This window comes from Herbaspirillum sp. NPDC101397, assembly GCF_044767325.1.
Lineage (GTDB): Bacteria > Pseudomonadota > Gammaproteobacteria > Burkholderiales > Burkholderiaceae_D > Herbaspirillum.
Genome location: NZ_JBIWNS010000002.1, coordinates 356,363 through 379,422, shown reverse-complemented (window position 1 = coordinate 379,422; position 23,060 = coordinate 356,363). Strand labels below are relative to the sequence as shown.

The following is a 23,060-nucleotide window of genomic DNA, read 5'->3' as shown; positions in this document are numbered from 1 at the left end:
GCAGAACGAGGAATAGACAAGCCGACAGGCCATTCAGGCCTGCGGCGAGGTGATGCTGTAGGGAGAACTATTCTCTGCTTCCCGAGGTTGAATACTCTACATTGCATACGACGTCTTGCGGATCAAACGAGACGACAAGCAATTGCGTGTAGATGGTCGGCTTCAGGAAGCCAGACTTTACCTGCGTATATTGATAGACGAAAGCCTGTTCCGCAGGGCTTACCGTGAGAGGTGCAATGTAAGTGCCGCCGGGTTCTCCAAGCAAGGATTTTACTTCTGCCTTGGTGGTTTTTCCTTTTTCGATGGCGGTGACTTTATTGGAAGAAAAATCAGTACCGTCTACTTTGAAAGAACTACTGAAATTACTGCCGATCAAAATTCCCTTATGGAAGAAAAACGCTTGGGATCGGGCCGGAACAACGCCGAAATTTTGTGGTTGTCCGCCAACGGTTGCATAGGCATATGTCGACGATTGCACCATTTCATTGTTTTTTAATATCTCTCCCTTGCGATTAGGCACTCCCATTTTCTTCTGAATCTCGGCTTCTGTTGTAGTGCCCAGATTTAGGGTAGACAGGTCTTGCCTGACAAAATTTGTTCCGGCGCAGCCGGAGAGCAGAATCAATGGAGTGATGATGGCGAGCAGGCGTCGTTTGATGAAAGACATGTATCCCCCTTCTTAATTTCATCTATAGATTCTGGCCGGACGCTGCGTTGTCGAATCAAGTGGGCGTCGGCGCAGACATTTTTAATCAGATGCTGGCAGGATCAGTGATCTTCCCACCATTGCTGCGCGCCCTTTCTGTCAAACTCGGGCAAGATCGCCATTTGAATATCAGCAGATTGAAGGGCTGGAAATTTGCTTTTGAACTGACTTTCGTCTTTCGCCCATTGATCTGAAATCGCGACCTCAAACGTGCCACCCGAGGCGCCTGCCACCGCCTGATCGATCAGCGGAATCACAGGACCTGCGCGGAATTCGTTGTCCTTGCGTGCACGCACACTAGCGTCGACATGGCCGAGGTAATAGACGCCGGGAGCGCTGGAAATCAGCTTGGCGTGAATCGGTGCGAAATAGAATCCGTGAATCGGAAATCTGCTGCTCATGCAACTGAATCCCCGCACAACGTATTCACCTTTATCAAGTTCCATGCGGATCAGATAGGTACTGCCATCTACTGTGTCGGACTCAATTTTGCTCAGCTTGTCTGGTCTGAAATTGAGACGGTCGGCTGCGCTGGTGGCGCCGGATTTCTCGATCATGGTTGCAAGCATTTTCGGCTGGTGCGACGTGAAGTAGGTGTTCTTGATCGTTGCGGTCATCAGGAAGACAGTCTTGTCGGCTGCTACGGGCGTTGTCTGATCTTTGGAAAACGCCATGTCAACCGGAGTGGCACAGCCGGATAACAGAGCGACGACCATGAGAATGGCAAAGGAAAATAATCTGGAGAACACGGCAATACCTTTCTTTTTCTGATGAGGCAGTTGTGAGGAAGAGCAAAAGCAGATCTTTTGGTTCTTTTTGATGCTTGTTAATTCCGAATGAAGGACTGGTATTCAATGATCAATTGGCTTTTTACAGGACGTTACGGGAGAGCGAGCAAGGCTTTTCGCTGCTTTCCACTCAAGCTTCCCAAGGCCTTCTCATACGACCACCGCACCAGCTCTTTCAGATAATCCGCCGGCATGCTACGCACATCCACAATCGTCACCCAATGAAAGCGCGCCATATAGCGGGCCGGCTTGATGCCCGGCATGTCGGTCAGTTCGATGAAGCGATCGGGGCTGACGCGGAAGCTGAAGCGCCATTTTTCCGGATCGCTGGTTTTGAACCAGGCGAAGTTTTTTTCACCGACCGAGTACACCAGGATATTGGATGGCGGCAGCGCGAGGCGGGATGTTGCTGCGGGTAGGGCATCGCAGAATTTTCTTAGTTGAGATGTGTTCATGGGCGCCGATGAAAGTTGGGGTAGTTCTATTGCATGGCTCCTCCGTTTGCCAACAGGGGAGTTGTAGCCATACACGGCTACTTGCTTATTTGCTTTCGGCCAACTTGGTTTCCAGAACACCCTTCTTGCCTTCTTCTTCACTGACCAGATGCAGCTTGCTGCGCGCAGAGAGGATACCCAGTTTGACTTCCTGCCATACGTAGCTCAGCACGCCTGGCTTGGTTTCAATTTCAAGCGTATCTACATTCTCCGTCTTGGACGTGATCACATGTTTGCCAGGTGGAAGTTCTTTGTAAAAATAAGTTTTTGGCGCTGTCTGGCCGATTGCTTCGCCATCAATAGCTACATCCATGCGTATTGCAGTACCCAAGGCTTCGTTACGATAGATGTAGACGCCGGACTTGTCTTCCGGCGCTTTGAATGTTTTCAATGCGGCGTCTTTCTGTGGATCCCCCATTGGTACCGATGCACAGCCAACAAGGCTGCTTACGACGACGGCGCAGGCAAACAATTTCTTCATGAATCTTCCTTTTTAGTTGGTGAAACGTGGTGCTGAAAATGGAACGGTAAATATGTGAATCGTGAGGAGGTGAGCAATCTGCGCTAACTTTTTCTCACTCTCTTGCGCCAGATCTGGTAGTAGCAAAGCCATGGTGGAAACAGCATCAGATTGACGAGCAAGAATGTCTTCACAGTGTCTTCGCCGGGAGATATCGCGAGAGAAAGCGCGCGCAATTCGATCAACAGCAGCGGCCCGACAACAAAAAGTAAAAACCAGGTTTTCTTGACCCATCCTTTGTGTGAGTGGCTGATGCTGCTGATCGCACGCGCCTCGTCAATCCCGGCCTGAAACGGGTCATTGGGACGATAGATGTATGGTGGCGTTTCAAGCGGTTCAGGCGTCTCGGGCTTTTCTGCCGTGAGTTCGCGCGTGTCGGGCGTGAGGTTTATCGCTGTATTTGTCGTTGCGGAGATGCTGAGATATACCTCGCCGACTTTGATTTTCTTTGACATGACTAATGGTTTCCGAGACGGACCATGGCACAAGCGGTCGTCGCATTCAGACGCGAGAAAACGCACAGGTAGAAAATCGCTCGCAAGGCATGGCCGCGGCGGTAAAGTTTCAGAGATACCGGGAAGGATGGGGTGAGGGCGAGAGAAAAACGAGGTGAGTTTTTTCGACCTTGATATTTCCCCGTTACAAGCATGTAGATATTTTTTTGGTAGCTTGACAGCGAATTTGGCGCGTAACCAATTCGCTCATTTTTAGTGGAGAAATAGTAAATCAAAGTAAAGAAAAGTGGCATATAAAAAATAAAAAAACGGCGCCTGGAAGCGCCGTTTTTTCGTATCCCTGCAAATCATTGTCACTGCATTATTGTTTGTCAGCGATTCGTCAGGGGCAATGGTGAAATTCGATGCACAAGCTTGCTACCTTCAATCGTCTTTCAGAACTGTTCCCAGTCGTCGTCCTTGCCAGCCCCAATTGGAGCGGGTTTGGAAGACGATGCAAGCGCTGGTGTCGATGCAGGCTTCGGCGCTTGTTTCAACTGCGCCGGTTTCGGCGTGATGTTGACGGTCGCTTTCTTCAGGACAGCTGTGGATGTGCCCGCTGTTGCCGCAGTTTTCGTCATCTGCTGGTCCAGCTTGAACACGCTGACCAGCTGCATCAGCTTGGCCGCCTGGTCCTGCAGCGATTGCGCGGCGGCGGCCGACTGTTCCACCAGCGCGGCGTTTTGCTGCGTGGTCTCGTCGATGTTGGTGATGGCGCGGCCGACTTCGTCGATGCCCTGGCTTTGCTCCTGGCTGGCGGCGCTGATTTCGCCGACGATATCCGTTACTCGTTTTACGCTGGCGACGACTTCGGTCATGGTGGTGCCGGCTTGTTCCACCAGCTTGCTGCCGGTGTCGACCTTGGCAACGGAGTCGTCGATGAGAATTTTGATTTCCTTCGCGGCGGCGGCGCTGCGCTGGGCCAGGCTGCGCACTTCGCTGGCGACTACCGCAAAGCCGCGACCTTGTTCGCCCGCGCGGGCTGCTTCGACTGCGGCGTTCAAGGCAAGGATATTGGTCTGGAACGCGATGCCGTCGATCACGCCGATGATGTCGACGATCTTGCGCGAGGAATCGTTGATCGAGCTCATGGTGTCGACCACCTTGCCGACCACGGTGCCGCCGTCGACGGCGACGCTTGATGCGGATACGGCGAGCTGGTTGGCCTGGCGCGCGTTGTCGGCGTTTTGGCGGACGGTGGAGGTGAGTTCTTCCATGGCCGAGGCGGTTTCTTCCAGCGAGCCGGCTTGCTGCTCGGTGCGTGCCGACAGGTCCATGTTGCCGGTGGCGATTTCACTCGACGCGGTGGCGATGGTGTCGGTGCCTTGCCGGACCTGGCTGACGATGTTGTAGAGGTTGCCGTTCATGGTCTGCAGTGCGGACATGAGCTGGCCGGTTTCGTCGGTGGATTTGACTTCGACTTTCGTCGTGAGATCGCCGTCGGCGACGCGGCGGGCGACGTCGACTGCTTCGGTCAGCGGGCGTGTGATGCTGCGCGAGACCAGCCAGGCGACCATTGCGGAGAGCAGCAGGGTGATGGCTGCGAGCGTGTTGATGATCATGCGGGCGCTGCCGGATTCGCTGCTGGCCTTGTCGCCGGCAGCGTCCATCAGGCCGCCCTGGTAGTCGAACATGGCGTCGAGCGCGATGAAGTATTTGATCTGCAGCGGCATGAACTGTTGCGGCAGGTAAGCCTTGGCTTCATCGACCTGACCAGCCAGCGCCAGCTTCATGAGGCCGTCGCGCACGGGCAGATACGCGTCGCGCGCGGTCATTGCATCCTTGACGTAACGCTTGTCTTCATCGGTCTTTGCAATCGTTTGCATTTGCGCGAGACTTTCATTCATCTTCTTGTCGGCGGCGGTGGCGTCGCCGACCAGGAATTTGATCTTGTCGGCATCGCTGGTCAGCATGATGTCGCGGATATCGAGGGCGATCTTGTTGACCTGGATTTGGATGGTGTTGGCCAGCACGGTCTTGGGGTAGCGGTCCTTAGTGATCAGGTTGATGCCGTCGTTGAGGCGGCCCAGCTGAATATTGCTGAGCGCCGTGATGGCGACCAGCAGGACGATCACGATGCCGAAGCCGATGGCCAGGCGTTGGCCGATTTTCATGTTGGCGATTTTCATGGGGATACCTTTGCTGTTCAGTGGACTGCGAAACATTGCGCCAGTCATGTGTGGCGTTACCTAAAAGGCAATTCTCATGCCAGTGTTCTAAGCATTTCCACCGTGCAATTATGTCGACGGCGCATAGCAAAACATTCCGGGCTGCTCGGGTGGAGCGGGCCGGAATGTCGTTTTTTTTTGTTTTTGATTAGTGGTGCTTGCTGCTTACTGCATGTCAGTTTGCTGCATCGGCCAGTTCATATGCCAGCGTGTTATGACGCTCGATGACGGATCCGAGATCGATTGTTGTGCATTGGCCGTCACGCACGATCACGCGACCGTTGATGACGCTGCAAGACACGTTGGCCGGCGTGCAGAACACGAGAGCTGCGACCGGATCGTGCAGCGCACCGGCGAAACCGATCTGATCCAGCTTGAACATCACCACGTCGGCCGACATGCCCGGCTTCAGTGCGCCGATGTCGTCGCGGTTCAATACCTTGGCGCCGCCGAGGGTGGCGATTTCCAGCGCCTGCCGTGCGGTCATCGCGTCCGGGCCGAAGCCGACGCGTTGCAGCAGCATGGCCTGGCGCACTTCGCCCAGCATGTGCGCGCCGTCGTTGGAGGCGCTGCCGTCGACGCCGAGGCCGACCGGCACGCCGGCATCGATCATCTTGCGAATCGGGGCGATGCCGGAGGCCAGGCGCATGTTGGAACAGGGGCAGTGCGCCACGCCGGTGCCGGTGCGTGCGAACAGGGCTATGCCGTGGTCGTCGAGCTGGACGCAGTGCGCGTGCCAAACGTCGTGGCCGACCCAGCCGCAGTCTTCGGCGTATTCGGCCGGCGTCATGTTGAATTTTTCGCGGCTGTAGGCGATGTCGTTGACGTTTTCGGCGAGGTGGGTGTGCAGCGAGACCTTGTAGCTGCGCGCCATGTTGGCGGCTTCGCGCATGAGGTCGCGCGAGACCGAGAATGGCGAACAGGGTGCGACCACGATGCGTTGCATGGCGTGGCGGCTGTGGTCGTGGTAGGTCTCGATCAGGCGCTGCGTATCGCGCAGGATGTCGTTCTCGTCCTCGACCACGCGGTCCGGCGGCAGGCCGCCTTTGGACTGGCCGACGCTCATCGCGCCGCGCGCGCCGTGGAAGCGCATGCCGATCTCCTGCGCGGCTTCGATGCTGTCGTCGAGGCGGGTCTTGTTCGGGTAGATGTAGAGGTGGTCGCTGCTGGTGGTGCAGCCGGAGAGGATCAGTTCGGCCATCGCGGTGAGCGTGGAGACCTTGATCATTTCCGGTGTCAGGCCGGCCCAGATGGGGTAGAGGTTGGTGAGCCAGTTGAACAGTTCGCCGTCTTGCGCGGCGGGGATCACGCGCGTGAGACTTTGGTACATGTGGTGGTGGGTGTTGATCAGGCCGGGCAGTACCACGTGGTTGGTTGCGTCGATTACCTCGTCGGCGGTTTGGGGGAGGTCTGAGGTTTGGCCTACTTGTTCGATGATGTTGTTGCGGATGAAGAGGGCGCCGTTTTTGATTTCTTCTCTGGTGTCGTTCATTGTTACTACGACGGTGGCGTTTTTGATCAATAGGGTTTTGGTCATTTGGGACTCACTGGGTTTTGTTTGATGGTGGTGTTGATTCGGCGCCGGTGATAGTGGAGTCCCTTTTAAACCCTATTAACGCTTTGCCTGGCTTTGTTGATTGTTTCTTTTCTTGTTGCGTGTGTTGGTTGCCGATGCTGTTCGCTCTTCGGACGACCGTGGTTGCCGGGGGCGGCCCGGCAGCCGCTTACTTTCTTTGCTTCGCCAAAGAAAGTAAGCAAAGAAAGTAAGCAAAGAAAGGGTTGGAGCACTGCTCCAACGCAACGATTCGCCGCCCCTTCGGGGTACCCGTTGGCGCCGTGCTCAAATCGGGAAGGGAAACAAACTCGCTGCGCTCAGACAAGTTTCCCTTCTTTTTCCGATTTGTGCGCGTCACCAACGGCGACTCATAAGCGAAATTCTTTTTTCGGCTCGCTTCGCATTGCCTTGGAGGGCTCGCCTTCGGCATCGTGCTGCTAGGCTGCTTGCTTTCTAAACCTTCGCCTTAAAATTCCGCAAGAAATCCAGCAGGATTTGCGCTGACACTTCCGCGTCATCCGCCGTCATCGTCTCCAGCGGATTGTGGCTGATGCCGCCGTTGCCGCAGCGTGTGAACAGCATGGCGACGTCGGTCATTTTTGCGATGGTCATGGCGTCGTGGCCTGCGCCGGATGCCAGTTCAAACGGTTTGACGCCGGCGCGTTCAGTGGCGGCGGCGAGTTGGTTCATGAGCCAGTGCGCGCAGGGCGCGGCCGGGGCGGAGACAGTCTTTTCGATGGTGACGTCGACGCTGCGGCGTTGGCTGATTTCTTCGATTTTCTTGAGCACGTCTGCCACTGCGGCATCGCGTACGTCGTCGCGGGCGGCGCGGATGTCGAGCGACAACACGCACGCGCCGGGGATGACGTTGGTGGAGCCGTTCGGGACTTGCAGCTGGCCTACCGTGCCGACCAGCGAGGCGTGCTGGTCGTCGCCGCAACGCTGCTCGACGTAGAGGATGATTTCTGCTGCAGCGGCAGCAGCGTCCTTGCGCATGTTCATCGGCGTGGTGCCGGCGTGGCTGGCGACGCCTTTGAGGTTGACCAGGTAGCGCGAGCTGCCGGCGATCGAGGTGACGATCCCGACCGGGAGGTCGCGGTTGAGCAGGACCGGGCCTTGCTCGATGTGGACTTCGACGTAGCCGAGCAGGTCGGAAGGGTCGCGTGCGATCTTCGGAATCGCGGTGACGTCGTGGCCGGCTTGCGTGAGCACGTCGCGCATGCTGACGCCGTCTCGGTCGGTGAGATTGAGCAGGTTGAGGTCGAACTGGCCGATGATGGCGTTGCTGCCCAGGAAGGTGCTCTTGAAGCGCACGCCTTCTTCTTCCGAAAAACCGATGATCTCGAAATGGAAGGGCAGCGTCTCGCCTTTTTCATGCAAATGCTTGACGATGGCGATCGGCAGCAGGATGCCTTCGCGGCCGTCGTATTTGCCGCCGTTGCGCACCGTGTCGTAGTGCGAGCCGGTCATCAGGGTCTTGGCCTGCGGGTCGGTCGAGAGGTAGCGGCCGACTACGTTGCCGACCGCGTCGATGTGCGCGTGCATGCCGGCTTCACGCATCCAGTGGGCGATCTGGTCGGCGGTGCGGCGGTGCGCGTCGGTCATGTAGGTGCAGGTCAGCGCGCCGTCGTCTTCGCTCCAGGCGCCGATTTCTTCGGCCCATTCCATGATGGTGGCGCCGATGGCCGGGGTGTAGCCGAGCAGGTCGTTAATGCGCATTTCCGCAATGCGGCCGATCTGGCGCAGCGCTTCGCGCAGTTCGTCTTCGGGCTGGTTGCGCAGGCGGCGCGTGAAGGTGGTGATGATCTGCTGGCGCGTCAGGCCCTTGCCGGTGGCGCCCTTGACCGCGAGGATGAAGGGGAAGCCGAACTTGGCGTTGTAGTCGCCGTTGAGCTTTTGCAGCGTGGCGAATTCTTCCGGCGTGCACAGGTTGAGGCCGGCCTTGGCCTGCTCGCCGGTGGACTCGGCGGTCAGTTCGCCGGCGATGGCGGCCTTGCCTGCGAGTTCCGGGTGGGCGCGGATCAGGCCGAGTTGTTCTGCGCGCTCGGCGCTGGTGACCACGCCTTGCAGCGCCTGCTTGAGGGCCGTGATGTTGGCGAAGGGGCCGAGTTTCGCTGCGCGTTCGGGAATCCACGGCGAATGCTCGTAGATCCCGTGCAAGGCGTTGACGAAAGCCGGTACGTCGCGGGCGGCGCTGCCGTTCAATTGTTCTAGTGTGGTCATCGTGATAGCTGTTGCCGGTAAGTGCCAATAAATTCGAATAGTTGCTGGTTGCTTCGACAGGACGGCGCCCCCGTCCTGTCGTACTTCAAGTGCTAATGATCGGAACTCTGTGCCGCCGCCAACGCATAGTTGGCGACTTCTTCATCACTGCCGCGGCCGTTGAAGAACACGTTCAGCACGACCGCCATGGTGGATGCAAGCAATATGCCACTATGGAAGATAGTGGACAAGAAGCCCGGCATCTTGTCGAAGAAGGTCGGCGCCACGATCGGGATCATGCCCACGCCGATGCTGATGGCGACGATGAACAAGTTGTTGCGGTTGGTGTTGAAGTCGACCTTGGCCAGGATCTTGATCCCGGTCGCGGCCACCATGCCGAACATGACGATGCCGGCGCCTCCCAGCACGAATTGCGGGATCGAGGCGGCCACGTGCGCCATTTTGGGGAACAGGCCGAACGCCGCCAGGATCACGCCCGCCGCGACGCAGACATAGCGGCTGCGGATGCCGGTGACGCCAACCAGGCCGACGTTCTGCGAGAACGAGGTGTACGGGAAGGTATTGAAGACACCGCCGATGACCGTGCCCAGGCCGTCCACGCGCAGGCCGCGCGCCAGCGTCTTGTCGTCGACCTTCTTCTCGACGATGTCGCCCAGCGCCATGAACATGCCGGTCGATTCGATCATGGTGACGATCATGACCAGACACATGCTGATGATGGAGCCGACGTCGAATTGCGGCCAGCCGTAGTGGAATGGCTTGATCATCGCGAACCAGTCGGTCGCCCCGAGACCGTCAAAGTTGATCTTGCCGAGCGACAAGGCGATGACGAAACCGACGATCATGCCCATCAGCACCGAGATGTTGGCGATGAAGCCTTTCACATATTTGGTGATGAGCAGGATGGAGACGAGGACCACGGCGGCAATCGCCAGGCTCAGCGGCGAGCCGTAGTCGGGGTTGGGAATCTTGACGAAGACGCCATCGACCAGTTTGCCGATGATGGGCTGGCCACCGGCCGCCCAGTTGATGCCGACCCCCATCAGCGAGACGCCGATCACCGTGATGACGGTGCCGGTGACCACCGGCGGGAAGTAGCGCATGAGCTTGCTCATGTAGGGCGACGCTAGGATGCAGAATATCCCTGACGCGATGACGGCCCCGTAGATGTGCAGGATGCCCAGCGAAGGATTGTTGGCCATGGCGACCATCGGTCCGACGGCGGCGAAGGTGACGCCCATCATGACCGGCATACGGATGCCGAACTTCCAGATGCCGAGGCTTTGAATGATGGTGACCAGGCCGCAGCAGAACAGGTCGGCGCTGATCAGGTAAGCGATTTCGGATTTTGGCAGGTTTAGGGCACCGCCGACGATGAGCGGTACTGCGATGGCGCCGGCATACATCACGAGTACGTGTTGCATGCCCAGCGCGGCGAGTTTGAGTATCGGCAGTCTTTCGTCCACCGGATGGGTCTGGGTTGTCATGGCTGTCTCCAAGTTTTTATATGGAGGCCGTTGCAAGCCGGATGCTGGATGCGGTTTGCTGCGGCCTCTCGTCAAGTCCTTGCAGAAGGGTGCAGATTCTGAGCAGGATCCTCCGTACAGGCTTGTGGGCCGATACTAAAGTAAATCACTCAGTCCAATATATAGATCAGCCAATACTCGTTTTCTGAATGTGGATATAAGCAGCGTGATGCCAATGTTGCCTGGAAGCCTTAATTTACAAGCATCTTCGCCGCAGCGCTGACCTGCGCGCGCAGCCATTTGTGCTCGGTCGCCTGATGCACGCGCTCATGCCACAGCTGGTAAAAACGCAGCGGTGGAAACTTGATCGGCACGCTGTAACTCTTCAGCGACAAGGTCTTTTCGTAGAAGCTGGCGAACTGCTGGCCGGCGCTCAGCACCAGGTCGGTTTGCGCCACCATGTACGGCAGCATGCGGAAGTGCGCCGACTCCACCACGACGTTGCGATGCAGGTTCTGCTTCTCGAGGAAGGTGTCGATGGTGCCGTGATAGCCGGGCAGGATCTGCGACGGCGCCGCGTGCGGCAGGGTCAGGTAATCCTCGATGGTCATGGCGTCCTTGGCGGTGCGCTTGGCGTAGGCACAGTCGGAGCGCATCAGGCAGACGATGGGATCGTCGAACAGCTTGGACAGGTGCAAGTGCGGCGGCGGCTCGTCCCAGTTGGCGATGACGAGGTCGAGTTCGCCGTCCGACAGCAGGCGCACGTAATCGGTTTCCGGGCCGAGCGCGTGGATCACGATGTGGCTCTTGGGCGATTCGCGGCGCAGGCGTGCGATGACTTCGGTGAAGAAGGGCGTGTTCATGTAATCCGGCGCGGCAATGTGGAAGGTACGTGCTTCTTCCTGCGGCACGAAAGCCGTCTTGGGCACGAACAGGCGCTCGGTTTCATCAAGGATGCGCTTGGCCGGTTTCAACAGGCTTTCGCCGTGCTGGGTCGGCACCATGCCGCGCGCGCCGCGCACCAGCAGCGGATCGCCGGTGAGCTCGCGCAGCTTGCGCAGCGAGGCCGAGATCGACGGCTGCGGCTGGTTGAGCTTGAGGGCGACGCGCGAGACGTTCTTTTCGCACAGCAACAGATAAAGAATGCGGATCAGGTGGATATCGAGATGGTCTGGCAGCCTGGACATGATTGTCTCCGGGTAACTGGTAAAGCGAGGCGGGCGTCTGCGCAGGGCGCGCTGGACTGCCTTCTTACCCGTGGAGGGTGGCCGCACGTTGTTGATGTTATGAAAAGTCTCTGGTTATATTTTTTTGCGTATAGAGCTTCCCACATAACCTGATCATTGTTGTATATGAATATGCGTATGTCAAATATAAGATGTTGGCAATGTTTTAAAGAGCCAACACGTTTATCGTTCCAGCATCCCAGTCGCTCCTTCCGTGTGCGCAGGCGGCGGCTGAGAAAAAATATTGTTAAAAAATAATGGGTGGCAATCGCCACCGAGGTCGTCGCGGCAGCAGGTAACGAAGATTTACGCAGGAGCAGGAGACGTTCTGCGCAAGTCCTCTTATTTATCCGGGAAGATGTTCGCGCATCCTTCCGGATCGACCGTTTTGTGATCTGAGGCCCGGCCTCGCTCACCTGAAGCGCCCGCAGTGGCAGGTGAGGAACAAACGTGGGGAAGACATGGAAGCATTGTTCGTATCGTATGGCGTCGAGTGGCTCAATCTGCTGGTGCGCTGGTTGCATCTGATCACCGGGATTGCGTGGATCGGCGCCTCGTTCTATTTCGTCTGGCTGGACAACTCCATCCGTCCTCCGAAGCCGGGCAGCGATTTGGCCAAGAAGGGCGTGTCCGGCGAGCTGTGGGCCGTGCACGGCGGCGGTTTCTATAACCCGCAGAAGTACCTGGTCGCGCCTTCCGAACTGCCGGAAGAACTGCACTGGTTCAAATGGGAAGCCTACGCCACCTGGATCAGCGGCTTCGCGATGCTGTTCATCGTCTATTACTTCAACGCCTCGGCCATGATGGTCGACAAGTCGGTTGCCGATCTGTCTGGCCTGCAATCGGTCGGCGTCGGCCTCGGCACCCTGGTGCTCGGCTGGATCGTCTACGACCTGCTGTGCAAATCGCCGCTGGGCAAACGCGAAGGCCTGCTCGGCTCGGTCATGTTCGTCTTCATCGTCGCCGTGGCCTATGTGCTGACGCATCTGCTGAGCGGTCGCGCCGCCTACATCCACGTCGGTGCGATGATCGGCACGATCATGGTCGGCAACGTGCTGATGGTGATCATCCCGGGTCAACGCAAGCTGGTGGAAGCCATGAAGGAAGGCAAGTCGCCCGATCCGATCTACGGCAAGAAGGGCAAGCAGCGCAGCGTGCACAACAACTACTTCACGCTGCCGATCCTGTTCATCATGATCAGCAATCATTACGCGATGACCTATACCCACGCGTACAGCTGGCTGGTGCTGGCCGCGATCATGGCCGCGGGCGTGCTGATCCGCCACTTCTTCAACCTGCGCCATGCCGGCAAGGTCTCGATCGGTTTCCCGATTGCCGGTTGCGTGTTGTTGCTGGGCGTGGCGATCGCGATTGCGCCTAAGCCGCTGCCGAAGGTCGCCGCTGTACCGGTAGTTTCACCGGCCGCTGCAACAGGCGGGGCCGCAGATAGCAGCGCAACTGTACCTGTCGCTGCTGCGGCAAGCGGCGTAGACTTTGCCCGCGTGCAGGAAGTCATCACCCAGCGTTGCGCCAGCTGCCACTCCGCACAGCCGACGCAGGCGGGTTTCGCGACGGCGCCGGCCGGCATGATGCTGCAAACGCCGGAACTGATCCGCCAGCACGCCGCCAAGGTGTACCAGCGCGCGGTCCAGACCAAGGACATGCCGCTGGCCAACATGACACACATGACCGACGAAGAGCGCGCGCTGATCGGCGCCTGGTTCGAAGCGGGCGCGAAGTAATCCGACCGACAGAGAAATCGACAGAGAAATTCAAGGAATATTCATGACCACCATCACCATCGACGGTTTCAACCTCAACGCCGCGCAAGTCGTCAGCGTTTCGCGCGGTACCAACGGCGTGTACCCCAAGGTCGCGCTCGCCGAGTCCTCGCGCGCCGCCCTCAAGCAAAGCCGCGACTTCATCGAGTCGACCTGGATGCACGACGAAGCGCCCATGATGTACAGCTTCAACACCGGCGTCGGCCTGCTCAAGGACACCCGCATCAAGGTCGAGCATATCGAGCTGTTCCAGACCCAGCTGATCAAGGCTCACAGCGCCGGCATCGGCGAACCGTTCTCCGAAGAAGTCAGCCGCGCTACCATGCTGCTGCGCGCCAACGCCTTCGCCAGCAATTACTCGGCACCGCGCGTGGAAGTGGTCGATCGCCTGCTGGACTTCGTCAATGCCGGCATCCATCCGATCATGCCGCAAAAGGGCTCGGTCGGCGCCTCCGGCGACCTGGCCCCGCTGGCCTACCTGGCTGCCGCCATCGTCGGTTTCGACGAAGCCGAAGTGATGTACCAGGGCAAGCGCATGAGCGCACCGGAAGCCATCGCCAAGGCCGGCATCGGCCCGGTCAAGTTCGACTTGAAAGCCAAGGATGCCTCGGCCCTCATCAACGGTTGCACCGCCTCGCTGGCGGTCGCCGTGCTGGCCGCGCACGATTCTCGCAACCTGCTGACCGACGCTTGCCTCTCGCTCGGTCTCACGCTGGAAGCCATGCGCGCCGAAATGTCCGCCTTCGACGCCCGCATCCAGCAAGCGCGTCCGCACGCCGGCCAGATCAAGACCGCCGCCGTCATCCGCACGCTGCTCAAAGGCTCGACCCGCACCACGCATGAGGCACGCTCGGTGCAACTGCCGGACGAATCGCGCCGCACCGACATTCCGTACTCGTCGCGGATCCAGGACGTCTACTCGTTGCGCTGTGCGCCGCAGGTCTACGGCCCGGTGTTCGATGCGCTGGATTACATCGACACCATCGTCGACAAGGAAATCAACTCCGCCACCGACAATCCGCTGATTTTTGACAAGGAAGGCGGCGGCTTCGAGATCATCTCCGGCGGTAACTTCCACGGCCAGTACCTGGCGCAGGCGATGGACTTGCTCGCCATGACGATCACCGATCTGGGCAGCATCTGCGAACGCCGCATCGCCCGCCTGATCGATCCGACCTTGTCGTGGGGCTTGCCGCGCAACCTGATGAGCGGCGTGCGCGGCGTCAATACCGGTTACCCGGTGGTGCAATGCTCGATGAGTTCACTGGTCATGGAAAATCGTACTTTGTCCATGCCGGGCAGCGTCGACAGCATTCCGTCCAAGGGCAACAGCGAAGACCACGTCTCCAACTCGACCTGGTGCGCGCGCAAGGCGGCCACGGTTGTCGCCAACACGCAGTACATCGTCGGCGTGGAGATGCTGCTGGCGGCGCAGGGGCTGACCATGACGGAAGAGTTGCTCAAGGACTTCGTGCTGGGTGAAGGCACGCAGGCGGCGTATGAAGAGATCCGCAAGCAGATTCCGGCTTGCCTGGAGGGGGATCGCTGGTTCCATAACGATATCCAGGTGGCGCATTCGTTTATTACCAGCGGGTCGGTGAGGGAGGCTGTGGTTGGTCGTATCGGTAAGTTTGTTTGATTGGTTTTGTTGTGTGATGAAAAGGGCAGCTTCGGCTGTAATGCCGTTCAGTTAAAGTCTTTTTTGAGTATCCGCACGGAATAGCGTTGAGGTATTTCACGGCCCGGTCAAATTTTCGCCCGGGCCGTTTTTCATTGAGCAGCGAAACCAGTCGTAGTCGTTGAAAATGCTGTGCTGGCTGGCAGCTTGCCTTGTGAGCGCTTGATTTGGAGCGTGATAGGCCGACCACGATGTCCTCAGACTGGCCATCTCGGGTCATAGGCTACGATCTGCTTACGACATCAACACACCTTATACGACTTTCTGAGTTCAATTTTTTACAAGTCGTACAAAGAACTTCTCGTTCAAAAAATCATAATCTCCATAATATCTATCAGTAGAGCCCGTATTGAAATCAGCGTACCAAGCGCTTGAATCGTCAATTTGTTCATTCGACCAATAAAGCTGGTTCCTATTGCTACTCATTGGAAACACCCTTGTATCAATTTTTACGAGTGAACCGGACGGGAAAAAGAGAGAGTCCAGTTCGCTCTTTGTTGGTACTCGCCATTTAGTATTAGAGAGTCTTTGCGCAGCGTTGAATGTGTACCCTTTTGGACTTCCTTTGCATTTACCTGTCGACGCCCATTTTTGGCCGACACTGCAACGCCCATGTCAGTTTTGTTTGCGTATCAAATACAAATGCCCCTCGCAGTTCGTAGTGCCCAATACGCACTATTGATTCAGCCCTTACAGAAGAAAATGCAAGTATTAAAAATACAAAACTAAAAATTTTCGGCACAGGTCGCAATCTTAATGGTAATCATCGTCAAAAAATGAAATCATCAACATCTTGATATTCATCCAGCTTTTTTTGAATTTCCTCTTGGTCTTTATATTTTTTTTTCAAAAAAATTCTCTCCTTTTTAGCCAATGAACAATATTTTTCAACTGCTCGATCTATTTCTTCCTGCCTCTCTTTGTTATATCCATCTTCACCAGAAAAATGCATACATGCTTCAGCATTGTCTATAAATTTTCTAATGTCTGAAGAAAATATATCGACAGCGAAAGCATTGGACAAAATCTGAATTAAAATAAAAAACGCAGCAATACTTTTCATTTTTCATTGTCCATTCGTAGACCAATGTGGCTTGTCAACAGCCCCCATGTAAAATTTTATTACACCATACTCTTTCCCAATTTCATGCAAATCTGCGTTCATTCCATCCCTAGGTAGAGTTGTAATTTTTTTTGTAGTGCCATCTTCTTTCTTTATCTCTAAATCCTTGTTCCATGAGATGTTCATGTCAATGGCCTCTTTCCTAGTATGCATTCCCTCTAATGCTGGCGCGATTCTTAACGTTTTTATTCCATAAGCACCCATCATTTGCTCTGCCGCAGCAATTGACGCCTCATCATCGCCATGATCCCATTCAATAGAAACTCCGGCCATTTCAGGGATTCTTTGAGGAGCATGTTTTTTATTGGCAATCAACCAACACCAGTGCATTAGATATGCGCGCTCTTTTGGCCGAAAAGTCGCATTGATACTTACAAGTCCGCCAGCAGCTTCAATTGCTGACTTGAAGGCAATCACATTATTTTTAAACGAATCTACTAGATCGTTTGTACTACGGCTTCCAGGAAAACGACTCACCCACTGCGCACCGCTCAATTCCCTTTCAGGAATTCTAACAATGACAGGCGTCGTGTCCGAGACAGGGGTCAATCTGTGTTGTGCTGCTGTTGCCATAATAAGGAGCCTCTATTTTTGCGATAAGTTCAACATCATTGCTGACCAGCTGGGTAAAGCCGCTGGCATCGGTCGTGCCGACGATTTCTTGACCGTCTTCCAGGCTGATTTTGTAGGGAATATTCGCAATCGGTTTATCCGTCTTATCCCCGCGAATCTGGAAATGTAGGTCAAATCTCTCTCCAATATTTGCTGGCGTTGCAGCGTTTTGAATTGTGCCGAAGCCTTGGACAGCCATTTCTTCTGCCGTCATCATCTGCCAATCATTGTCCTGATAGGCAATCAGTTTTGGCGCTGGCCTACAACCACAGACACATATATCGTCATTGAGGGCTGGACGTTTTCCCATCCAGTTGTCATTCAGACGCGCGCCTTGTCCAACGACCGTGCCGATCTTCTTGCACGCTGGGCAGTAGACCTTATCGTTAAGCATGATGTACTTGCGACCATGCCAGGTAGAGTGGTCTTGCGACGCTATCGGCGTCCCACCGGATGAGGTCTTGTCACCTTCGAAAATGTAGAAGCGCTTCATGTCAGGGAGGCTTTCAAGGGAGGCGGTACGTATCCCTCTTCGAGGAAACCAGGGATGGGTGGCATGCCTGCGCGAATAACGATGCCGTAACCTTTCTGGTCACTGGTTTCGATTACGTCGCCATTGCTGACATGGCTACCCTCAACGGCAAGGCACTTTCCGTCATATATCGATGCAGCGCCCGCACCTGAGGTGATGGTGGCAATTTCCCCATTCGGATAGCGCACTTCATCGCCAACCAATGCCACCGAAATGCCATTAATGGTTCGGCCTGAGGTAGCTGTATGAACTACGCCGCCATTCTTGGTTTTTGAACCTAAAGTGATGAAATCATGCTTACGAATGATGGGTAACGCTTTTATTCGCTGATTTTCTTCAATCCACCAAATCGCGTTCAGATCAGTTACTTCGATTCCGTCGTGCAGCATGCGCGCCCCTCAGCTTCCAGTTGTCGAATTGATATGTTAATCACATAAAAATTCCCGGCAAACCCTAATGCCGATCGCTTAAAACAAAAAAGCGCCGCTGCGAAGTTATTCGCGGCGGCGCCCCTTATTTTTACGACTCTTTTCGCTTCAAAAATCGAAGGTGATTGAGCTCAACTGATCGGCATTGCAGCTTCGACTGCTCTTTTCTTTGTGGTTGTTTCGACAGATGGCCGTACCGGTTGCTGTTTCGATTTTTCTTTCATCGCACAACCAAGCGAGGCAACCCCGGCAAAGGGTTTATCAAAGAAATAACCGAATTAATTACGGATGAAAACGAAGTTGGAGCAAAACACGAGAAAAAAATCAGTCCTCTTCCCCCAAATCCTTCTTCACCACCGCATACCGCAATAACGTCCTCTTCCTCGCCTCAGCGTGATCCACCATGGGCTCAGGAAAATCCTTCCCCAACGTCACCCCCGCAGACTTCAACAAATCCGCCGGACACAGCCACGGCGCATGAATATGCTTGTCCGGTAAACCGGCCAGCTGCGGCAAATAGCGCCGGATGAACTTGCCCTCAGCATCAAACTTCTCCGACTGCGTTATCGGATTGAAAATACGGAAATAAGGTTGCGCATCACAGCCCGAAGACGAAGCCCACTGCCACCCTCCATTGTTGGCCGACAGATCGAAATCATTGAGCAGATCGGCGAAATACTTCTCGCCCCAGCGCCAGTCGATCCCCAGGTCCTTGGTCAGGAAACTCGCCGTCACCATGCGCAGGCGATTGTGCATGTAGCCGGTCTGGTTCAGCTGCAGCATGGCGGCGTCGACCAGCGGATAGCCGGTGCGGCCCTCGCACCACTTTGCAAACATGTCGCGCGCATGCTTGCCGCCTTCCCACTGGATCGCGTCATAGTCAGCCTTGAAGGAGCGCTCCGTCACGCGCGGATGATGGAACAGGATCATGAAGTAAAAGTCGCGCCAAACCAGTTCCGACAGCCACACCGGCGCACCGCGACGACCCTCGCCGATGCGCATGGCGTCGACGGCGGCACGCGCCAGCGTGCGGATCGAGATGGTGCCGAAGCGCAGATGCACCGACAGGTAGGAAGGTCCCTTGACGGCAGGGAAGTCGCGCGTGTCGCCATACTTGCCCAGGCGCGGCAGGAAGTCTTCCAGCAATTGCTCCGCCCCGGACATGCCGGTCGGGATGCGCAAGTCCTTCAGGTTGCTGGGGGCAAAGCCGAGTTGCTCCAGCGTCGGCAGGGCCTTGTGATGCGTCTTCGACGGCGGCGCCAGTTGCGCGAAGTAGGCGTCTACCGGGTAAGGCTTGAGATAGAAGTCGCCGCCGGGGCCGGACAGCTTGTTCATCCATGCATTTTTGTAGGGCGTGAAGACCGAGAAGGGGCGACCGGCCAGCGACAGCACTTCGTCTTTTTCAAAGATGACCTGGTCCTTGTAGCTCAGTAACTGGCGGCCGTCTTTCTCGAGCTGCTTCCTGACGGCGGCATCGCGCTTGATCGCCTGCGGTTCGTAATCGTCGTTGGTGAAGACGGCGTCGACGCCGAGCTCCGCCGCCAGCGTCGGGATGTCCTGCTGCGCCGAGGCGTGGCGTACGATCAGTGCGCCGCCGGCTGCGCTTAAGGCCGCGTCCAGTTCGGCGATGGACGCCATGATGAAATCGATGCGGCGATCGACTTGCAGGCCGTCGGCCAGCAGCGCGTCGAGGATGTCGCGGTCGTAGACAAACACGCAATGTACTTGCTTGCTTTGCTTGAGCGCGTAGTACAGCGCTGCGTGATCGCTGATGCGCAGGTCGCGGCGGAACCAGACGAGGGAAGAGTCGAAAGTCGGCATGGAGGGACTAAGTTGATTTGTGAAGGCAATGAATGGAGGCAATAACGCACGATGGTAAAGCATCCTGCCGGCACAAACAAAAACAGCGACCGTCAGGCCGCTGTTCTTGAGGAGGACAAACGCGAAGCGATCAGCCGCCCAGATAGGCTTCGACCACTTTCGGGTTGTGCAGCAGGTTGGCGCCGGTGTCTTCCAGCACGATCTTGCCGGTTTCGAGCACGTAGCCGCGTTGCGCGATGCGCAGCGCCTGGCGCACGTTCTGTTCGACCAGCAGGACCGTCATGCCGGTCTTGTTGATCTCTTTCACGATGCGGAAGATTTCCTGGATGATCAGCGGAGCAAGACCCATCGACGGTTCGTCGAGCAACAAGACCTTCGGTTTGGCCATCAACGCACGACCGATGGCGAGCATCTGCTGTTCGCCGCCGGAGAGGTTGCCGGCCAGGCCCTTGGCGCGTTGCTTCAGGACCGGGAACAGCGAATAGACCCACTCCAGGTCGCCGGCCACCGCAGCCTTGTCCTTGCGCGTGTAGGCGCCCAGCGAGAGGTTTTCTTCGATGGTCAGGGTGGTCAGGGTGGCGCGGCCTTCAGCGACTTGCACCACGCCGCTGCCGACGATGCGGTGGGGCGATTGTTGCGTGATGTCTTCATCGTTGAAAATCACCTTGCCGCGCGTTGCCTTGACGAGGCCGGAGATGGCCAGCAGGGAGGTGCTCTTGCCGGCGCCGTTGGCGCCGACCAGCGCGGTGATCTCGCCTTCGTTCAGGGTCAGGCTGATGCCTTTGACGGCTTCGATGTGGCCGTAGGAAACCGCCAGGTCCTGGACTTGCAGAATAACGTTGGGGGCAGTCTGGGTCTGGCTCATTCTTCTTCCTTGCCGAGGTAGGCCTCGATCACTTCCTGATTGTTCTTGATCTCATCCGGTGTGCCTTCGGCGATGATCTTGCCGAAGTTGAGCACGGCGACGCGGTCGCACAGGCCCATCACGAAACGCATGTCGTGCTCGATCATGAAGATCGAGAAACCGCGTTGCTTGATGTTGATGATTTCAGCCATGAGCTCGGTCTTTTCGGCCGGGTTCATGCCGGCCACCGGTTCGTCCAGCAGCAGCAGCTTGGGCTTGGTCGCCAGCGCGCGGGCGAATTCCAGCTTGCGCTGTTCGCCGTAGGAGAGGCTGTCGGCCAGCATCTCGGCCTTGTGATCCAGGCGTACCCAGGACAGCAGCTCGAGCGCGCGTTCGCGGGCTTCCTTCTCGATCTTGCGGAACGAACCGAGGTTCAGCAGCAGGCCGCCGAAACCGTAGTCGAGGTGGTCATGCATGCCGACTACGACGTTCTCAAGCAGCGTCATTTCCTTGAACACGCGAATGTTCTGGAAGGTGCGCGCGATGCCGCGTTCGGTGATCTTGTGCGGAGCGACGTTGCCGATGTCCTGGCCGTTGAACACAATGTTGCCGGAAGAGGCGCGCAGCAGGCCGGTGATCAGGTTGAATACGGTGGTCTTGCCGGCGCCGTTGGGGCCGATCAGACCGAAAATGCCGCCTTCGGGCACGTGGAACTGGACGCCTTGCAGGACCTGCAAACCGCCGAAGTTTTTACTGATCTGGTTGAATTGTAAAAGCATCAGTTCACCTTCTTGCTTGCAGAGTTGTTGCTGTTACGGCGTTGCATGAACGCGCGAATGCGACGCGGATCCCAGATGCCCTTCGGCAGATACAGCACGACCAGGATCAGGATCAGGCCGTTGGCGGCCAGGCGGAAGTCCTTGAAATGGCGTAGCACTTCCGGCAGCAGCGAGAGAATGGTCGAGCCGATCATCGGGCCGATCAGGTTGCTGGTGCCGCCGAACACGGCCATGGTCAGGATATCCACGGCGTTCTCGAAACCGTAGTTGTTGGGGCCGATCGTGAAGGTGTAGTGCGCATTGAGCGCGCCGGCAACACCGGCAATCGCTGCGCCGATGACGAAGGCCAGCAGCTTGTAGCCGGCCACGTTGACGCCCATCAGACGGGCGGCGACTTCGTCTTCCTTGATCGCTTCAAACGCACGACCGATCTTGGAGCGGCGTACGCGGGCGAGGAAGTACACGGTAATGCCCAGCAGCAGCACGATGTGCCACCACTCGGTGACCGGCGGAACGCCGTTCAGGCCCATCGGGCCGCCGGTGATTTCCATGTTCAGCACCACCACGCGCACCACTTCGCCGAAGCCCAGGGTGGCCATCGCGAGGTAGACGCCGGACAGGCGCAGCGTCGGAATACCGATCACCAGCGCCACCAGCGCCGGCAGGATGCCGCCGGCCGCAAGCGCGACCGGGAAGGGCAGACCCGCCTGCATGGTAATCAGGGACGCGACGTAAGCGCCGATCCCCATGAACGCTGCGTTGGCCAGCGACAGCAGGCCGCACGACAGCGTGACGTAGATTGACAGGGCCAGCATGGCGTTGACGCCGACGCTGAAGATGACGGTGTTGTACGTCGCCCAGAATCCATCCCACCATTCCATCATAGTCATGGGATTAAGCCTTTCTTTCCAGCACTTTGCCGAACATGCCTGAAGGCTTGACCAACAAAATCAAAAACAGCAGACCGAACGCCACCGCATCGCGGAAGTCGCTCGAGATGTATGCCACCGTGAGCACCTCGGCAAAGCCGAGGAACAGGCCGCCGATCATGGCGCCGCGAATGTCGCCCATGCCGCCCAGGATGATGACGGCGATGCCCTTGTGCAGCATCGGCTGACCCATGAACGGCGAGATGGCGTTGAACGACAGGCCGACCAGCACGCCTGCTGCGCCGCCGAGGGCTGCCGCTGCGAACGAGGTCAGGTAGAACAGGCCTTCGACGTTGATGCCCAGCAGGTAAGCCGCTTTCGGCGACTCGGCAATGGCGCGCAGTGCGCGGCCCAGTTGCGTGCGGCGCATCACGGCCAGCAGCACGATCATCAGCACGAAGGCGATGACGACGATGCCGACCTGCACGGCGGTGACGTGCAGGTTGCCGATGGTGACGCTGTCTTCCGGAATGGTGCCGATCGGGAAGCGCTTGTTCTCGGCGCCGAACAGGCCTTGCGCGAGATTGGTCAGCATGATCGCCACACCGATGGTGGCGATCATGGGAATCAGGTGGGGAGCATTGCGCTTGCGCAGCGGCTTGAGCACCAGGATGTCGACGATCAGGCCGATCAGTCCGGTGGCGACCATCGCAGCGAGCATGGCCAGCCACAGCGGCAGCGCCATTTTTTCGACCAGCAGCAGGGCGGCATAGCTGCCCAACATGAAGATCGCGCCATGCGACAGATTGATGACGCCGAGCACGCCGAACACCAGCGTGAAGCCCAGCGCAAAGAGCGCGTAGACGCTGCCCAGTGAAAGGGCGTTGATAAGTTGTTGTTCTAACATAGAGCCTGCGAATAGATTGATGAGGTACGCCTGTCTCATCCGTCAG

The 23,060-nt window shown here is 57.1% G+C and carries 21 protein-coding genes and 1 pseudogene; 2 read left to right on the top strand and 20 right to left on the bottom strand.

Annotated features, from left to right (window positions below; genetic code table 11):
- Window positions 1-67 precede the first annotated feature (67 nt).
- From ACIROW_RS06540 to ACIROW_RS06495, 10 genes are all read right to left on the bottom strand, one after another.
- Window positions 68-667, bottom strand: coding sequence for a hypothetical protein (locus tag ACIROW_RS06540; RefSeq protein WP_402273231.1), 600 nt, complete (start codon window positions 665-667; stop codon window positions 68-70).
- A 101-nt stretch (window positions 668-768) separates the two neighbouring features.
- Window positions 769-1,455: a hypothetical protein gene (locus tag ACIROW_RS06535; protein WP_402273228.1), complete on the bottom strand. Its 687-nt coding sequence runs from the start codon at window positions 1,453-1,455 to the stop codon at window positions 769-771.
- Window positions 1,456-1,586: 131 nt separating this feature from the next.
- Window positions 1,587-1,949 carry an MmcQ/YjbR family DNA-binding protein gene (locus tag ACIROW_RS06530; RefSeq protein WP_402273225.1) on the bottom strand — a complete coding sequence of 121 codons (363 nt, stop codon included), beginning with the start codon at window positions 1,947-1,949 and terminating at the stop codon, window positions 1,587-1,589.
- Window positions 1,950-2,034: 85 nt separating this feature from the next.
- Window positions 2,035-2,469 carry a DUF2846 domain-containing protein gene (locus ACIROW_RS06525; protein ID WP_402273223.1) on the bottom strand — a complete coding sequence of 145 codons (435 nt, stop codon included), beginning with the start codon at window positions 2,467-2,469 and terminating at the stop codon, window positions 2,035-2,037.
- Window positions 2,470-2,552: 83 nt separating this feature from the next.
- Window positions 2,553-2,963, bottom strand: coding sequence for a hypothetical protein (locus ACIROW_RS06520; RefSeq protein ID WP_402273220.1), 411 nt, complete (start codon window positions 2,961-2,963; stop codon window positions 2,553-2,555).
- 434 nt (window positions 2,964-3,397) lie between these two features.
- A complete protein-coding gene (locus ACIROW_RS06515) occupies window positions 3,398-5,131 on the bottom strand; it encodes a methyl-accepting chemotaxis protein (RefSeq protein ID WP_402273218.1) in 1,734 nt (577 codons plus the stop codon).
- A gap of 214 nt (window positions 5,132-5,345) precedes the next feature.
- Window positions 5,346-6,707: an 8-oxoguanine deaminase gene (locus ACIROW_RS06510; protein WP_402273215.1), complete on the bottom strand. Its 1,362-nt coding sequence runs from the start codon at window positions 6,705-6,707 to the stop codon at window positions 5,346-5,348.
- A 471-nt stretch (window positions 6,708-7,178) separates the two neighbouring features.
- The gene (locus tag ACIROW_RS06505) at window positions 7,179-8,948 is read right to left on the bottom strand and encodes an allantoate amidohydrolase (RefSeq protein ID WP_402273212.1); all 1,770 of its coding nucleotides are present in this window, start codon (window positions 8,946-8,948) and stop codon (window positions 7,179-7,181) included.
- Between the two features lie 92 nt (window positions 8,949-9,040).
- Entirely contained in the window at window positions 9,041-10,435 is a 1,395-nt protein-coding gene (locus ACIROW_RS06500) for a nucleobase:cation symporter-2 family protein (RefSeq protein ID WP_402273210.1), read from the bottom strand.
- Window positions 10,436-10,665: 230 nt separating this feature from the next.
- Entirely contained in the window at window positions 10,666-11,601 is a 936-nt protein-coding gene (locus tag ACIROW_RS06495; RefSeq protein WP_016833487.1) for a LysR substrate-binding domain-containing protein, read from the bottom strand.
- 500 nt (window positions 11,602-12,101) lie between these two features.
- Between ACIROW_RS06495 and ACIROW_RS06490 the strand changes: the two genes are divergently transcribed.
- Both ACIROW_RS06490 and hutH read left to right on the top strand, forming a co-directional pair.
- On the top strand, window positions 12,102-13,382 hold the full coding sequence (locus tag ACIROW_RS06490) for a urate hydroxylase PuuD (protein WP_402273208.1): 1,281 nt from the start codon (window positions 12,102-12,104) through the stop codon (window positions 13,380-13,382).
- A 43-nt stretch (window positions 13,383-13,425) separates the two neighbouring features.
- Window positions 13,426-15,060: a histidine ammonia-lyase gene (hutH, locus tag ACIROW_RS06485; protein ID WP_402273205.1), complete on the top strand. Its 1,635-nt coding sequence runs from the start codon at window positions 13,426-13,428 to the stop codon at window positions 15,058-15,060.
- A gap of 309 nt (window positions 15,061-15,369) precedes the next feature.
- Here hutH and ACIROW_RS06480 read toward each other — a convergent pair.
- From ACIROW_RS06480 to ACIROW_RS06435, 10 genes and pseudogenes are all read right to left on the bottom strand, one after another.
- A pseudogene (locus ACIROW_RS06480) lies at window positions 15,370-15,630 on the bottom strand (DUF1566 domain-containing protein); the annotation flags it as partial.
- Between the two features lie 238 nt (window positions 15,631-15,868).
- Window positions 15,869-16,162, bottom strand: a complete 294-nt coding sequence (locus ACIROW_RS06475) for a hypothetical protein (RefSeq protein WP_402273203.1) — start codon at window positions 16,160-16,162, stop codon at window positions 15,869-15,871.
- A 3-nt stretch (window positions 16,163-16,165) separates the two neighbouring features.
- Entirely contained in the window at window positions 16,166-16,795 is a 630-nt protein-coding gene (locus ACIROW_RS06470; RefSeq protein WP_402273201.1) for a hypothetical protein, read from the bottom strand.
- Complete coding sequence (locus tag ACIROW_RS06465) at window positions 16,734-17,327, bottom strand: PAAR domain-containing protein (protein ID WP_402273199.1); 594 nt, start codon at window positions 17,325-17,327, stop codon at window positions 16,734-16,736. Before ACIROW_RS06465 ends, ACIROW_RS06470 begins: the two co-directional genes overlap by 62 nt.
- A complete protein-coding gene (locus tag ACIROW_RS06460) occupies window positions 17,324-17,755 on the bottom strand; it encodes a PAAR domain-containing protein (RefSeq protein ID WP_402273197.1) in 432 nt (143 codons plus the stop codon). The genes ACIROW_RS06465 and ACIROW_RS06460 overlap by 4 nt, the downstream gene beginning before the upstream one ends.
- Before the next feature lie 363 nt (window positions 17,756-18,118).
- The gene (locus ACIROW_RS06455; RefSeq protein ID WP_402273195.1) at window positions 18,119-19,615 is read right to left on the bottom strand and encodes a cryptochrome/photolyase family protein; all 1,497 of its coding nucleotides are present in this window, start codon (window positions 19,613-19,615) and stop codon (window positions 18,119-18,121) included.
- A gap of 130 nt (window positions 19,616-19,745) precedes the next feature.
- Window positions 19,746-20,480 (bottom strand): ABC transporter ATP-binding protein, encoded by a 735-nt coding sequence (locus tag ACIROW_RS06450; RefSeq protein WP_402273193.1) that lies wholly within the window; start codon window positions 20,478-20,480, stop codon window positions 19,746-19,748.
- Window positions 20,477-21,238: an ABC transporter ATP-binding protein gene (locus ACIROW_RS06445; protein ID WP_402273191.1), complete on the bottom strand. Its 762-nt coding sequence runs from the start codon at window positions 21,236-21,238 to the stop codon at window positions 20,477-20,479. The genes ACIROW_RS06450 and ACIROW_RS06445 overlap by 4 nt, the downstream gene beginning before the upstream one ends.
- Window positions 21,238-22,128: a branched-chain amino acid ABC transporter permease gene (locus ACIROW_RS06440; RefSeq protein ID WP_402273188.1), complete on the bottom strand. Its 891-nt coding sequence runs from the start codon at window positions 22,126-22,128 to the stop codon at window positions 21,238-21,240. The genes ACIROW_RS06445 and ACIROW_RS06440 overlap by 1 nt, the downstream gene beginning before the upstream one ends.
- A 4-nt stretch (window positions 22,129-22,132) precedes the next feature.
- On the bottom strand, window positions 22,133-23,014 hold the full coding sequence (locus ACIROW_RS06435) for a branched-chain amino acid ABC transporter permease (protein ID WP_116433576.1): 882 nt from the start codon (window positions 23,012-23,014) through the stop codon (window positions 22,133-22,135).
- Window positions 23,015-23,060: the final 46 nt, after the last annotated feature.